General features: G+C 50.2%; 11 protein-coding genes. 7 read left to right on the top strand and 4 right to left on the bottom strand.

Annotated elements, in window-relative coordinates:
• Window positions 1-15: 15 nt before the first annotated feature.
• From BLP55_RS13665 to BLP55_RS13655, 3 genes are read right to left on the bottom strand one after another with little or no spacing between them, the layout of a single operon-like run.
• Entirely contained in the window at window positions 16-1,077 is a 1,062-nt protein-coding gene (locus tag BLP55_RS13665) for a hypothetical protein (protein WP_091145519.1), read from the bottom strand.
• The gene (locus tag BLP55_RS13660) at window positions 1,061-1,603 is read right to left on the bottom strand and encodes an anti-sigma factor (RefSeq protein ID WP_244503467.1); all 543 of its coding nucleotides are present in this window, start codon (window positions 1,601-1,603) and stop codon (window positions 1,061-1,063) included. Before BLP55_RS13660 ends, BLP55_RS13665 begins: the two co-directional genes overlap by 17 nt.
• Before the next feature lie 12 nt (window positions 1,604-1,615).
• Window positions 1,616-2,164: an RNA polymerase sigma factor gene (locus BLP55_RS13655; RefSeq protein ID WP_091145510.1), complete on the bottom strand. Its 549-nt coding sequence runs from the start codon at window positions 2,162-2,164 to the stop codon at window positions 1,616-1,618.
• A gap of 160 nt (window positions 2,165-2,324) precedes the next feature.
• Between BLP55_RS13655 and BLP55_RS13650 the strand changes: the two genes are divergently transcribed.
• The 5 genes from BLP55_RS13650 to BLP55_RS13630 all read left to right on the top strand — a co-directional run bounded on the left by BLP55_RS13650 (window position 2,325) and on the right by BLP55_RS13630 (window position 9,629).
• A complete protein-coding gene (locus BLP55_RS13650) occupies window positions 2,325-3,563 on the top strand; it encodes a fibronectin type III domain-containing protein (protein ID WP_091145507.1) in 1,239 nt (412 codons plus the stop codon).
• A 231-nt stretch (window positions 3,564-3,794) separates the two neighbouring features.
• Window positions 3,795-6,248 carry an endopeptidase La gene (gene lon / locus BLP55_RS13645; protein ID WP_091145504.1) on the top strand — a complete coding sequence of 818 codons (2,454 nt, stop codon included), beginning with the start codon at window positions 3,795-3,797 and terminating at the stop codon, window positions 6,246-6,248.
• 321 nt (window positions 6,249-6,569) lie between these two features.
• Window positions 6,570-7,601 (top strand): type IX secretion system protein PorQ, encoded by a 1,032-nt coding sequence (gene porQ, locus BLP55_RS13640; RefSeq protein ID WP_091145501.1) that lies wholly within the window; start codon window positions 6,570-6,572, stop codon window positions 7,599-7,601.
• A gap of 6 nt (window positions 7,602-7,607) precedes the next feature.
• The gene (gene cmk, locus BLP55_RS13635; RefSeq protein WP_091145499.1) at window positions 7,608-8,288 is read left to right on the top strand and encodes a (d)CMP kinase; all 681 of its coding nucleotides are present in this window, start codon (window positions 7,608-7,610) and stop codon (window positions 8,286-8,288) included.
• A gap of 69 nt (window positions 8,289-8,357) precedes the next feature.
• Entirely contained in the window at window positions 8,358-9,629 is a 1,272-nt protein-coding gene (locus BLP55_RS13630) for a nucleoside permease (protein ID WP_091145496.1), read from the top strand.
• A 37-nt stretch (window positions 9,630-9,666) separates the two neighbouring features.
• Here the strand turns inward: BLP55_RS13630 and BLP55_RS13625 are convergent, their stop codons facing one another.
• The gene (locus BLP55_RS13625) at window positions 9,667-12,018 is read right to left on the bottom strand and encodes a DUF7948 domain-containing protein (RefSeq protein ID WP_091145492.1); all 2,352 of its coding nucleotides are present in this window, start codon (window positions 12,016-12,018) and stop codon (window positions 9,667-9,669) included.
• A 164-nt stretch (window positions 12,019-12,182) separates the two neighbouring features.
• Between BLP55_RS13625 and BLP55_RS13620 the strand changes: the two genes are divergently transcribed.
• Window positions 12,183-14,129, top strand: coding sequence for a tetratricopeptide repeat-containing sensor histidine kinase (locus BLP55_RS13620; protein WP_139149677.1), 1,947 nt, complete (start codon window positions 12,183-12,185; stop codon window positions 14,127-14,129).
• Window positions 14,126-14,743 carry a response regulator gene (locus BLP55_RS13615; protein WP_091145484.1) on the top strand — a complete coding sequence of 206 codons (618 nt, stop codon included), beginning with the start codon at window positions 14,126-14,128 and terminating at the stop codon, window positions 14,741-14,743. The genes BLP55_RS13620 and BLP55_RS13615 overlap by 4 nt, the downstream gene beginning before the upstream one ends.
• Window positions 14,744-14,748 lie beyond the last annotated feature (5 nt).

Genomic DNA, 14,748 nt, shown 5'->3' with positions numbered 1-14,748 from the left:
ATGAAACTTTGATGATTATTGGTTTTTGTTGAGGTTGACGTTGCCATAGTCCGATACAATCACGACTTTGTTTACGCCTTGTTTTTTGTGGTATCCCGAATAGGATTTACTGGTCGAGGTCTCGTGGCGGTTGTTGATGTCCAAATCGCCCGAATGTCTAAAGTTGGCATATTTGACCTTGACATCAAAATCGAACGTGTAGTTCGGGCTGTAGCCGATATCGACCGAGGTGTAGCCCGTTTGCACCACCACATTGCCCGCCTTGGCCGTCAATTGGTCTACCGATAGCTTGCTGTAACTCGTGCTGATTTTGAGGTTGTTTGAGACTTCGGCGATGCCAATCGACAGATAGTCGCCCGAGCCTTCGAGGTTGCCTACCTTGCCGTATTTGAGGTTGCCGTAGTTGCAATCGAACTTCATGTTGTCGCCGTTTTCAAAGTGCACATCGGTATAATCGGCGTTGAGCGCCACCGTACCAAAATCGGTCATCGTGAGTCCGGAGTAGTCGGCCGAAATACGTGCGCTTTTGGCGTAGTCGATCGTCGATTTCCCGCAATACGCAATGTCGATCACGTTGCTGCCCGAGTTGAGTTTGCCCAAGGCGATCTTGCCATATTTGCACTCGATGTGGGTCGCGCCAAACAGGTCGGTCGTGATGATCTGGCCGTATTTGTTGTCTACCGTCACGCTGCCGTTGCGCGGGATCTTGATGGTATAATTGACCTCGATGCTGTTGTTCTTGGTGCTCGATTTGCCCGCGCCGTTGGCAAAGTTGGTCTTGGCCGTCACCAAATGTTTGAGCGCCGTGATGTCTACGTCGATGTCGTTGAGCTTTTTGACGGCCCAATCTTCTTTGTCGCTCGCCACCTTGATCAGGATGTCGAGTTCGATCTTGTCTTCGGTCCAGGTGGTCACATACACATTGCCGTAGGCGTTGTCGATGTCGATGCCCGCGTCGGCGTTGACATGGTAGGCTTTCTTGATGTTTTTTTGTTTGGTGTATTTCTGCGCGTTGGTTTCGGTTGGGAACACCAACATCGGCACCAGCAACCAGATCAAATTATATCGTGTTCTCATGGGTGGTATCGTTAAGTTTTTCGTTGTTTTCGATGTGCAGCAGCACGTCTTCCAGAAACGCAATCCGGATTTTGAGGTTGCGGATCATCGCGTGGATGATTTGTTTGCTTTCGCCATTTTTGATCAATTCCTGTTTGATCTTTTCATAGTCTTTGTCGAGTTTCTCCATCTGGACCAAGGCATCGGCCACTATTTTTTCGTTGAGCGGCGATTTCTTTTCCTTGACTTTTTCGAGTTCGATCTTGATCATGGCCGTAAAGATCGAATCGGTTTCGCGTGTTTGCTTGGACGCGAATTGCAGCTCCGATTTTTCAGAACCTATGCGCAGGTTGTCATTGAAAAAGGTAAAAAAGCCCACGAGAAGCAATACCGATGCGGCGATCGACAAACCGTACCAGCGTCTCGAACGACTTCTTTTTCTGGCCTGTTTGGCAAGGAAACGGTCGTAATGGTTTTCGTCCGGTTCATGGATATCCCATTGTCCTTCGAACTTTTCAAATAAATCCTCCATTGGGTCATTGTTCATTTTCATGCGATTTTAGTTCTGTAATTGTTTGCGCAGGCTTTCCTTCGCACGGCTCATGGTCGTACGGCAGTTGGCGTAGCTGATGTTCATGATTTCGGTGATTTCTTCGTGGTCGTAGCCTTCAATATAAAACAGCGTGAGCACGAGCCGGTAATTGTCCTTTAATTTGTCGATGGCCCCGAGCACCTGGTTGACTTTCATCTGATTGAAATCAAAGTCGCCCTCGGGTTGGCCCGTATCTTCGACCTTGTACATGATTTTTTCGATGTCGTCGGCCTTGTAGGCGTTGGTCTTCTTTAAAAAATCGATGCTGTAATTGATCACGATCCGCTTGAGCCATGCGCCGAATGCCACTTCTTGCCGGTAATCGTCGATCTTGGTAAAGGCCTTGAGGAAGCCTTCCTGCATCACATCTTCGGCATAGTGCGCATCCTTGACGATTCGAAAAGCCACGTTGTACATCGCCTTGCAATAGCGACCATACACCTCAAATTGTGCTTTTTGGTTGCGCTCACGGCAAAGCGCAATCAATTCTTCGATATCGTGTTTGGCAAAACTCAAGCGGTTGATGATGATTTAAAGCGAAGGACGCGGGTTTATTTTGGGTGTTACACTTTCGATAAAAATAATGTAAATTTTTTTTCGGCATCCATCGTTGATTTAATTATATTTGGAACGTTTTATGAAAAAAATGACCAAGTCTTAAACCATTACCACCACCATGATTAAATCAAAAATAGTAGCCGTAATAGCGCTGGTCTTCATCGGATTGAATTTCCTTTCGTGCGACAGCGAACCCGTCGATCCTGCGTTGTTCAACACAGAAGAGCCCAATACTTGTGCCGCGCCACCCACGTTCGAAGCCAGCGATTTTATCGCCGGAACGAGCGTCAACCTGAGCTGGAGCGCCGCAGCAGGAACCGGTTCTTGGCAAATCCAATACGGTCCGGCCGGCTTTGCGGTAGGGTCGGGTACCCAAGTGGTATCGACCGACACGCAGGCCACCATCAACGACCTTGATTCGAGCAATGACTACGAGTTTTACATCCGTACGGTATGCGACGCCACGACGTTCAGCGGCTGGGTAGGCCCTATATCGGTAGGCGGGGAGATCGGCAGTTGCGCGCAACCGACCAATGTGGTGGCCACGCGCTCTGCAGGAAATACCGAGATTACCGTAACTTGGGATGCAGGTGCGGGAACAGCTTGGCAAGTACAATATGGCAACGAAGGTTTTGCGCTCGGTTCGGGTACGACGGTTTCGTCGACCACGCCTACACGCACCATTACCGGAATTTTGGCCAACCAAGGTTATAGTTTTTATGTGCGTACCAATTGTTCGCCAACCAGCAACAGCAACTGGACCGGCCCGATTACGGTGGCAGCTGTGGGAGTGACCCCTACGCCTACAGGCGATTACTGGCCAACCGCCATAGGCAACCAGTGGGTGTATAACCTCAATGGTACAGAGGAGCCGCCGCTGGCAATTGTCTCGACCAACACCATTGGCGGGTTCAACTACTACACTTTCACTACGCCTACCACGCCCAACACCGCCACGACGCGAATCAGGAAAGCTGCGGGCGTTTACTATATCAAAACCGAGGAGGTCACCCATACCACGCCAATGCCAGGGGTAACCTCTGGAAACGAAATCATCATTCTTAAGGACAACGTACCTGTGGGCGCCACCTGGACCGATTCCTGGGTACAGACCACAACCTATACCGGCATGCCACCGATCGAAATGAGCATGTCGATCGTTTGTACCGTAGAAGCCAAGGACGTCACCGCGACGGTCAACGGTACGACCTATAACAATGTAATCAAGGTCAACCGTGTGATTTCGGCCGGAACGAGCACCTACGAAAGTGCCTACTGGTTTGCGCGTGACATCGGTCCGATCCGTGTGGTCAATGGACCGAACACGCAGGAACTCGAATCCTACATCGTCAACTAGCAACACATTCAATACCTTACAAGCCTGAACTTAAATGTTCGGGCTTTTTTTTACCTACTATCGACGTACGACACGCAAAAACATCGACGTATGGCACAAAAATTGACTTTTTACTGGATGCAACGAATTATTAGGCAGTACATCGATTTTGCGTACCAATTGACCAAACCCTGCCGTATCTTTGTTGTTCCATTTACAAACAATCTGTCAATTTGACCCTTTTTAGAATCTATGCCACACTCGAATATTTTCACTTTTGACAATTTGTCACTGCAGGATTTTGACTCGGAAGCGGAATTGATCCCGCTGCTCACACCCGAGGACGAAGAAGAAATGCTCAACGAGGAATTGCCTGCATCGTTACCCATCTTACCTTTGCGAAATACGGTCTTGTTTCCGGGCGTTGTGATCCCCATTTCGGCCGGACGCGACAAATCGATCAAACTGATCAACGATGCCAATGCGGCGGGCAAGATCATTGGCGTGGTCGCGCAAAAGAACGAGGAAGACGAAGATCCTACCAAGAACGACATCCATACCATAGGTACCGTGGCGCGTATCCTGCGCGTGCTCAAAATGCCCGACGGCAACATCACGGTGGTTTTGCAAGGCAAGAAGCGTTTCGCGATCGACGCCGTGACGGCCGAACGCCCGTATTTGATGGCGAGCATCAAGGAAGTCGAGGAGAAGCGCCCCGGCAAGCACGATACCGAATTTTTGGCCATACTCGAATCGATCAAGGAACTGGCCATCCAAATCATCAAGGAAAGCCCGAACATCCCAACCGAGGCGACGTTTGCGATCAAGAACATCGAAAGCCAATCGTTTTTGATCAACTTCGTATCGTCGAACATGAACCTGCAGGTCAAGGAAAAGCAAGACCTGCTTTCGATCAACGCGCTCAAGGAACGCGCGCTCGAAACGCTCAAGTTCATGAATGTCGAGTTCCAGAAACTCGAACTCAAAAACGACATCCAATCTAAGGTGCGGTTCGATCTCGACCAGCAGCAACGCGAATACTTCCTGCACCAGCAAATGAAAACCATCCAGGAAGAATTGGGCGGCGCCTCACACGAACAGGAAATCGATGAGATGCGCGCCAAGGCCAAGGCCAAGAAGTGGGACGACAAGACGGCCAAGCAGTTCGAGAAGGAACTGTCGAAGTTGCAGCGCACCAATCCGCAGTCGCCTGATTTTGGCATCCAACGCAACTACCTTGAACTGATTCTCGAGTTGCCGTGGAACGAGTTTTCGAAAGACAATTTCGACCTAAAACGCGCGCAAAAAATACTCGACAAAGACCATTTTGGGCTCGAAGAAGTCAAGAAACGCATGATCGAACATTTGGCCGTGCTCAAGCTGCGTGCCGACATGAAGTCGCCGATCATTTGCTTGACGGGGCCTCCAGGCGTGGGTAAAACTTCTATAGGACGCTCGGTCGCCGAGGCGCTCGGTCGCGAATACGTGCGTATTTCGCTGGGCGGTTTGCGCGACGAAGCCGAAATCCGCGGACATCGAAAAACCTACATTGGCGCGATGCCGGGACGCATCATCCAAAGCTTGAAAAAGGCCGGAACCTCGAATCCTGTTTTTGTACTCGACGAAATCGACAAATTGTCGAACAGCAACCACGGCGATCCATCGTCGGCGTTGTTGGAAGTGCTCGATCCTGAACAAAACAGCGCATTCTACGACAATTTCCTAGAAATGGGCTATGATTTGAGCAAGGTGATGTTCATTGCCACCTCAAACAACCTCGCGGCCATCCAACCCGCACTGCGCGATCGTATGGAAATCATCAAAATGTCGGGGTACACGATCGAGGAAAAGGTCGAAATCGCCAAACAGCATTTGTTTCCGAAGCAATTGGCGGCGCACGGCCTGACGTCGAAAGATTTGACCATCGGCAAAAAGCAACTCGAGAAAATCGTCGAGGGCTATACGCGTGAATCGGGTGTCAGGGGGCTCGAGGCCAAGATCGCGCAAGTGATCCGCAGCGCAGCCAAATCGGTTGCGATGGAAGAAGAGTACAACAAAAAAATCACCGACGAAGACCTTGTAAAGATCCTTGGCATGCCCAAAATGGAACGCGACAAGTACGAAAACAACGAAGTGGCCGGTGTGGTGACGGGGTTGGCGTGGACTTCTGTGGGCGGTGATATTCTCTTTATCGAGTCGTTGATCTCTAAGGGCAAAGGTTCGATGACGATGACGGGCAACCTGGGTACGGTCATGAAAGAATCGGCCACGATTGCATTGGAATACATCAAAGCGAACACCGACCGTTTGGGTATCGATCCCGAGTTGTTCACCAAATACAACATCCACATCCACATCCCCGAAGGCGCGACACCCAAAGATGGCCCGAGCGCTGGGATCGCGATGCTTACGTCGTTGGTGTCGTTGCTCGCGCAAAAGAAAGTCAAGAAACATCTGGCCATGACCGGCGAGATCACGTTGCGCGGCAAGGTGTTGCCGGTGGGCGGCATCAAGGAAAAGATACTTGCGGCCAAACGCGCGGGCATCAAAGAAATCATCATGTGCCATGAGAACAAGCAAGATGTAGACGAAATCAAGCCGGAGTATTTAGAAGGGCTTGCGTTCCATTACGTCAAGGAAATGAGCGAGGTGCTCAAGTTTGCTTTGACGAATGAGAAAGTGAAAAATGCAAAGGTTTTTAATTAAGGTGCAGGACGGCTTTTTACAGTTTTTCTGTAGCTGAGTTGTTTCTTAAGATGTTATTTTTACCGTAGGGTAGGGGGCAATGTAGGTATTCCCTACGAAACGAGTTGCAGACTTCACTACGGAAAATCTGTACATTTTGTTAAAGTTTTTACGCTTTAAACCAACAATAGGTGCCGCGTCCGGGTATCACGTTTTTTGAATCGAGAAATTTCACATGCCTTGTCAGGGTAACTGCTATAAAAACGGCCAAATTAATTGGCCGTTTTCTTATGAAAAATAATATCTTCGCATTTGCGTTATAACAGGCAAACGCACCCACGCATGACCCGAAAAATCCTTTGTCTATTCACGTTCTTTGCGGTTTCCGTTGCATACGGTCAGATAGGAGGTAAATCGGTATATCGGTTTTTGAACCTGACAACCTCGCCACGACAAGCGGCCCTGGGCGGCAAGGTGCTTACCATTTACGATTACGATGTCAACCAGGCGCACTTCAATCCGGCAGCGATCAATCCCGAGATGGACAACAGGTTGTCGCTCAATTACGGCAGCTATTTTGGCGAGGTGACTTACGGCACGGCATCGTATGCCTATGTATACGACCGCCACGTGCAAACGTTTCAAGCGGGCGTGAACTACGTCAATTACGGTAGTTTCGATGGCTATAACGAGGACGGAGAACAAACCGCGTCATTTACTGGAAGCGAGATCGCTTTGTCGTTTGGTTACTCCTACAACATCCCTTTTTCTGATTTTTATGTCGGGGCAAGCGCCAAGCTCATTTCGTCCTCGCTTGAGAGCTACCACTCGTTTGGCGGGGCGCTCGACATCGGCGCGATATACATCGATGAGGACAACGACATCAACTACGCGCTTGTGGTACGTAACCTGGGTATGCAGTTTACCAAATACGAGCAGCAGAACGAAAACCTCCCGCTCGAGATCATGGCGGGTATTTCGCAGGAGATGGAAAATGTACCGATCCGTTGGCACCTGACGCTCGAAAACCTGCAGCAGTGGAATGTATCGTTTTCGAATCCGGCGCGTGCCGAGAACAACATAGACGGTGGTTCGACGCCCGAGAAAGTCGGTTTTTTCAACAATGCGCTGCGTCACCTGATTATCGGCGCCGAATTGTTTCCCAAGCGCGGATTCAATTTTCGCGTGGGTTACAATTTTCGCCGAGGCGAGGAAATGCGCATCCTCGAGCAACGTCATTTTTCAGGAATTTGCGTAGGGGTGGGGCTCAAGATGGGCCGACTCAAATTTGATTATTCGTATTCGCGTTATACGCTCGCGGCCAACACCAGTTTGTTTGGGCTCACGATCAATTTTGCCGAAGATATTTACTAGTTCGTTTTGAAAAAAATTACCATCGCCATCGACGGATTCTCGTCTACCGGAAAAAGCACCTTGGCCAAGCAACTGGCCAAACACCTTGGTTATGTGTATGTCGACACGGGTGCGATGTACCGTGCCGTGACTTTTTTTGCGATGCAGAACGGTTATATCGGAGTTGAATTTTTTGACAAAGACGGTTTGGTCAATGCGTTGCCGTCCATTAAGTTGGCGTTTCAATTTAATCCGGCATTGGGTTTTGGCGAGATGTATTTGAACGGAACAAACGTCGAGCAGGAAATCCGCACGATCGACGTATCGAATTTTGTGAGCCGCATCGCCGAAGTCTCTGAAGTGCGCGCCAAATTGGTCGAACAACAACAACAGATGGGCCAAGGCAAGGGTATCGTCATGGACGGTCGCGACATCGGAACGGTGGTTTTTCCCGATGCCGAACTCAAGATTTTCATGACCGCCAGCCCGCACACACGTGCCCAGCGGCGTTTCGAGGAGTTACAGCAAAAAGGGCAGGACGTTACCTTTCAAGAAGTCTTGAAGAATGTCGTCGAGCGCGATCACATCGATACACACCGCGACGATTCACCGCTCGTCAAGGCGCCAGACGCCATCGAGATCGACAACTCCGAACTCACGCGCGAGGAACAGTTCGCCAAAGTCGTGGCATTGGTCGAGAAGATTTGACCAAAAATCGTTTTCGTAAAACTTTTTTTTTAGATTTACCGCCTATTACCAAACCAATACTTTTACTACATGGGAATTAAATTCAGGCTCACGCTGATGAGTTTCCTCCAGTTTTTTGTCTGGGGTGCCTGGCTGATCACAATTGCAACCTATTTTTTTAACAGTCCGATGGCGGCCGGCGAGAATGCCGGGGCCAAGTTCGGCGCTATTTTCTCGACGTTGGCGCTGTCGTCTTTGTTCATGCCGGCGCTCACGGGCATCATTGCCGACAAATGGATGAACGCCGAGAAACTCTACGGATTGCTGCACATCCTGTACGGCATCGTCTTGTTTTATGTACCGCAGGTGACCGATGCCGACACGTTGTATTACGTGATTTTCGCGGCCATGATTTGCTACATGCCAACGATTTCGCTGTCGAATTCCATCGCCTACACCATCCTGAAGAACAATGATTTTGATGTGGTCAAGGTGTTTCCGCCCATCCGCGTGTGGGGAACCATCGGCTTTATCGCCGCGATGTGGGTCACCAACCTTACGGGGAGCAAGGCCAATACCAACCAATTCCTGATCGCGGGCGCGTTTGCGATCCTGCTCGGCATCTTTTCGTTTACGTTGCCCAAGTGTCCGCCGCAAAAAGCGATCGCGGCCGATGCGGGCCTGGCCGATCAATTGGGGCTCACCAGTTTTAAGCTGTTCGGCAATTACAAGATGGCGCTGTTTTTCTTGTTTTCGATGTTGCTCGGCGGCGCGTTGCAATTGACCAACATGTACGGCGATACGTTCCTGGACGATTTCAAAAACAATCCGTTGTATGGGCCCGAGTCTTTCGTGGTGCGGTATTCGACCATCATCATGTCGATTTCGCAGATTTCGGAAACCGCTTTTATTTTGACGATTCCGTTCTTTTTGAAGCGTTTCGGGATCAAGAAGGTCATGTTGTTCTCGATGCTCGCGTGGGTGCTGCGTTTTGGCTTGTTCGCTTACGGTAACCCGGCCGACGGTTTGTGGATGATCATCCTCTCGTGTATCGTTTATGGTATGGCTTTCGATTTTTTCAACATCTCGGGCTCGTTGTTTGTCGAGACCACAACCGATTCGAAAATCCGTTCGAGCGCGCAAGGTTTATTTATGATGATGACCAACGGCGTGGGCGCCTTTTTGGGCAGTAAAATCAGCGGCTATGCGATAGACCGTTTTTATACCACGGCTGAAGGACACAAAGACTGGCACGGCATCTGGCTCGCGTTTGCGGTCTATGCGATGGTAGTGGCCGTTTTGTTCCTGTTGTTGTTCAAACACGAACACAATCCGAAAGACGTAGAAAACGTCGCACACTAAAAAAAAGCCCTTCCTGATTTTGGAAGGGCTTTTTGTTTTATTTCTTGACGATCTTTCGCATTTCGGTTTGGCCGTCCTCGAAGGCAACCTTCATCAGGTAGACGCCTGTAGGATAGGTGGCCAGCGAGAGCCTGTGTCCGGGGTTGTCCAGTTGCATCAGTTGTTTACCGGTCGGATCAAAGAGCGTCACCGACGTGATGGTGGCGTTTGATGCGATTTCCAAAATATCGGTCGTCGGGTTCGGGTAGATTTCGAAACCTGTCGATGACACTTCTTTCGTGGCCAACGATCCGTTGTTGGTGAGTTTGAGCAAGAAAGCATCCTGGCTACCGCCAAAAATAGGTTGGTGGCCATCGGGTGTCGATATGTTCGCGGTGGAACCGGTGTAACCCGTGAAATACACATTGCCGGCGGCGTCTATCGTACAAAAGTTACCCATCTCTGCACCGTCCCCGCCAATATACGTTCCCCAGATACGTTCCCCATCGCTGTTGAATTTGGCCGCAAACGCATCCTGGTTACCGCCATACGTCTGTTGATAAGCTCCCGGCGATGAAATGCCGGTCGAAGAATTGGCATAGCCAATCAAAAAGATATTGTCGTTGCTGTCGATGACACAGCCGGTTGATCTTTCCTGTTCGAGCCCGCCGTAATAGGTTCCCCAGATGCGGGTGCCGTCAGGGTCGAACTTGGCCAGATAGGCGTCGTAATTCCCCGCAATGACAGGCTGGAAAGAACCCGGTGTCGAGATGGCTTCGGGCGATCCGGTATGGCCATCCAAATAGATGTTTCCTTGCGAATCGGTATCGATGAAATACGCCCAATCATAATTCGAGCCGCCGTAGTACGTGCCCCATTGGCGTACGCCATCGCTGTTGAATTTGACCAGATAGCCGTCGTCGCCCCATCCGATTACGGTTTGGTGTGCACCAGGCGTGGCGATGTTGACCGTCGAGCTGGTGAATCCGGCGAGGTATACATTGCCGTTGGGGTCGGTGGCGCAGTATCCGGTTTCCCACAATTCGCCGCCGTAGTACGTAGACCATTGTCTTACCCCGTTGCTGTCGTACTTGACCAAAAAGGCATCGGTGGCGCCGCCTGTGGCTTGCTGGTGAGCGCCTGCCGTGGTGATTCCCGTACTCGACCACGCAAAGCCCGACATGTAAACGTTTCCGGCGTTGTCTACGGCGCAAGAGTAGCCCTCGTCAAAATATTCGCCTCCAAAATAGGTGGCCCAAAGCCGGTTGCCGTCGGGATCAAATTTGACCAAAAAAGCGTCGTCCAAACCTGCGTTCGAACCTTGTTGTGCGCCGGCCGACGCTATGCCGGTTCCCGACGAAGTCATGCCTGCCATATACACATTACCCGAGGGGTCCAAGGCCACGGCATTGCCTTTGTCGGTGCCCGTTCCGCCGTAATAGGTGGCCCACAACAGCGTGCCCGACGCGTTGAATTTGGCAAGAAACGCGTCGTAATTGCCGCTTGCAAGCGAATTTTGATAGCCGCCAAAGGCGATGTTGGTGTCGGAGTTGGTGTATCCCGACAAATAAATGTTGTTCGACGCATCTACCACTACCGACGTGCCCACCTCTGTACCCAAGCCGCCGTAATAGGTAGCCCATCCCACCACGGGATCGATGGTCAGCGTTTGGCTTTGGTTGTAATCGGCTACGTCAAAACGCAATACGGTTCCTTCTACGACTGCTGTCGATGCGATGGTTTTGCCGTCCTGGAAGCTCAATGGCGCGTGCTGGGTTACCTTGCCCAAACGGCAGTCGAGCGAAATGGTACCGTCGGCATTGCGTTGCATCTTTTCGACCCATTTGCCTTGGAATCGGATTTTGTTCGGGTCGCCGTTCGGTCGCACGACAAAATCATATTCGACTTGTCCGTCCTTGATATAAACCACCCAATCGATGTTGGGATAAATGTCGTGGTAGGTGATCCTGGTGAATTTTTGTACGCCCGCGATGTTCTTGCCCAGGTAGTTCATGCTGGCATCTACCGGATGTTCTGCGGTGATCGTTGGGTTTGGATTCGCGCCCAGCAATAGCATATCCATTCGATAAGTCTCGGTCAGGGTTTGCTCCTGTGCGGGTTTCTTCAGTTGCTGCTCAGGGCTTTGCAAGATTGAATTCGCGGGACGGTTTTGCTTGTTGAACTGGTAGGCGATGCCGTTTTTCAAAAGAAAGAAAGTCATGTCCTGACTTTTGAGGAAGTAGGTGACCTTCGATGCATCGGCGCCTGTGATTTGTCCTTTGTTCTGCTCGAAAGCAAACTTTTGGCCGACAAAATAGTCGTTGGCCCGGTTCAGTGGGGCGGGATCGTGATTTGCAAACGAGAGCTTCGATACAAAACACGCCATAACAAAAAGTAGTGTACGTTTCATGGTGATTCGTTTTTATGGTTTACTGTTGGTTACAAAGTTGGCAAGATTGTCAACCCGAATCAATCGCCCAAAAAGATGATATTTGGGTAGATGGCTAAAAATCATCCTTTTGAATGATGCGGCTGAAACAAATAGATTTCTACATTTGTTAAAAATAACTTCCGTTGAAAACACCCTTAGCGTTATTGGTATTGCTGACATCGGTTGGTTTGTGGTCGCAAAACCGACTCGACAGGGACAGCCTGTTTGCCGTAATCAAGGCTTCCCGGCAGGATACTGCGCAAATCAACCGCTATTTCGAACTCGCGAGCGACTATGTGTTGAGCGATACCGACTCGGCCAAAATCTATTGGAACAAAGGGAAATCCCTGATTGTGAAATTCAGGGCAAACCAATACGAAAACCAGTACAATTTCACAGGCATCAAGATTTTCCACGCCGAACAAGACTTCGAAAAAGCACTGGTCTACAACCTGAAGGCGTTGAAAGAGGCCGAAAAAAACAAAAACAGCTATGACAAAGCCGAAGCGCTCCGCACGCTGTTTGTGCTGTACATCAATCTTGAGAAAGACAGCCTGGCCATCAAAACCGCGCACCAGGCGCTGCATCTTACCGAGCAATTGAAAGATACGTTGAACCTGCCGATCATCTTTGGCAACCTGTCGCGGCTTTACAACGAACTCGGGCAATACGATAAGGCGATCGCCTACGGGAAGAAAGGCATCGCCGTGAGCAAGAAATACAACAGCATCAAGGGGTTGCTGATCAGTTTGAACAATGTCGCGATCTCGCAAAAAGAAGTGGGCGAGCGCGCCGAAGCCGAACGCACGCTTTACGAAATCAAACGGCTGGCCTACCAGAACAATGTCCCGAGATCGGTCGTAAAATCGCTTGTCAATTTGTGTTATATGGCGCAGGAACGCGGCGACAAAAAGGCACTCAATACCCATCTTGCCGAGTTGGATCGGTTCATTTCAAGCAATCCGATGGGTAAAAAAGTGGCGTCCAACGAAGAAGGGCTGCCTTACCTGAAGGCGTATAACTATTTTTTCAGCGGACAATACGCCAATGCCGAGGCCATCGCCAACGAACAGTTGGACGTGTTGGGCGACGACCAATTCATGAAAAATTCCTACTACGAATTACTGGTCAAGATGAACTATACCCAAGGCGATTTTGCCAAGGCTGAAATGTATGAACGAAAATCCGATTCCATCGAAGTAATCATCACCAACGAAGACCTGAACCGCTTTGAGGTCGATGCCGGAAAGAAATACCAGACGGCCAAGAAAGACGCGCAAATCAAGGCCCAAACCGCCAAGCTCGAATACCGCCGTTTGTTGAATTTTATCCTTGCCGGCGTGGCGTTGGTGGTATTGTTGATCGGGTTTTTGATCTACCGGAACCTCAGGCACCGGCAAACCATCCAACAACAAAAGATACTCGAACTTGAAACCGAAAAACAGCTCGCCGCCACCGAAGCCGTCCTGCGCGGCGAAGAACAAGAACGCTCGCGTTTGGCCAAGGACCTGCACGATGGGCTTGGCGGGATGCTCAGCGGCGTAAAATTATCGTTTAATGCCATGAAAGAAAACCTGATCATGACGCCCGAAAACGCGGTGGCGTTCGAAAGAAGCATCGACCAGCTCGATAACAGCATCCGCGAGATGCGCCGCGTGGCCCACAACATGTTGCCCGAGAACCTGATGAAATACGGTCTGGACAGCGCTTTGCGCGAGCTTTGTGTAGAACTCAACCGTTCGACATCGGTACAGGCCAAATACCAATCGATCGACATGGAGCAACACGCGTTCAACCAGGAGATTTCGATCGCGTGCTATCGGATCGTCCAGGAACTTGTCAACAACAGCATGAAACATGCCGAGGCGAAAAACCTGCTGGTACAGGCGCATTTGTCTACAGAAGACAACATGCTGCACCTTACCGTCGAAGACGATGGAAAAGGTTTCGACCGCGCCAAGTTAAGCCATGCGCAAGGTATCGGGTGGCGCAACATCCAGAACCGTATACAGCTGATCAAGGGAAAAATCGACGTGAATTCCGATGCCGGAAAAGGAACGTCTGTCGAAATAGAAATTCCAATTACATGAACACCAGTATTTTTATCGTAGACGATCATTTTATGGTGATCGAAGGAATCCGTACCATTTTACAGGACGAAGCGCACATCGATTGGCTGGGCCACGCGATGGATGTTGCTTCGTGTCTGGAATTTCTTAGCCGACACCAACCGCATGTGATCCTGATGGACATTGGGTTGCCCGACGGCAGTGGCATCGACCTTTGTAAAAAAGTAGCCAAGACCTATCCCAAAATCAAGATACTTGGATTGAGCACCTACAACCAACAGTCGATCATACAGGACATGATGCGCAGCGGTTCTTCGGGCTATCTGTTGAAGAATGCGTCAAAAGAAGAACTTCTCGAAGCGATCGAAGCCGTGATGAACGGGGAGGAGTATCTTTGTCTGGAGGCGGCCGCTTCTTTTTACAATCCCGAAAACTCGGTTCCCGTGATCACCAAGCGCGAAAAGGAAATCCTGGGGTTGATTTGCGACGGCTATACGAATCCCGAAATCGCCGATAAATTGTTCATCAGTCTGGCCACGGCCAATACGCACCGCAAGAGTTTGCTGGCCAAATTCGGCGCGAAGAACGTGGCGTCGTTGGTGAAAATGGCCGTCGAGAACAAAGCTTTCCTGTAAAACGA

This window comes from Flavobacterium caeni (assembly GCF_900101895.1).
GTDB lineage: Bacteria > Bacteroidota > Bacteroidia > Flavobacteriales > Flavobacteriaceae > Flavobacterium > Flavobacterium caeni.
Note: the sequence above shows the minus strand (reverse complement) of the source record. Positions and strands in the feature narration are given on the sequence as shown.

What these genes read in the sequence shown, in the direction of transcription:
- porQ (WP_091145501.1), top strand. Translation starts at nt 6,570, where the DNA reads ATGACCCGAAAAATCCTTTGTCTATTCACGTTCTTTGCGGTTTCCGTT.
- BLP55_RS13625 (WP_091145492.1), bottom strand. Translation starts at nt 12,018, where the DNA reads ATGAAACGTACACTACTTTTTGTTATGGCGTGTTTTGTATCGAAGCTC.
- BLP55_RS13665 (WP_091145519.1), bottom strand. Translation starts at nt 1,077, where the DNA reads ATGAGAACACGATATAATTTGATCTGGTTGCTGGTGCCGATGTTGGTG.
- BLP55_RS13630 (WP_091145496.1), top strand. Translation starts at nt 8,358, where the DNA reads ATGGGAATTAAATTCAGGCTCACGCTGATGAGTTTCCTCCAGTTTTTT.
- BLP55_RS13660 (WP_244503467.1), bottom strand. Translation starts at nt 1,603, where the DNA reads ATGAACAATGACCCAATGGAGGATTTATTTGAAAAGTTCGAAGGACAA.
- BLP55_RS13615 (WP_091145484.1), top strand. Translation starts at nt 14,126, where the DNA reads ATGAACACCAGTATTTTTATCGTAGACGATCATTTTATGGTGATCGAA.
- lon (WP_091145504.1), top strand. Translation starts at nt 3,795, where the DNA reads ATGCCACACTCGAATATTTTCACTTTTGACAATTTGTCACTGCAGGAT.
- BLP55_RS13650 (WP_091145507.1), top strand. Translation starts at nt 2,325, where the DNA reads ATGATTAAATCAAAAATAGTAGCCGTAATAGCGCTGGTCTTCATCGGA.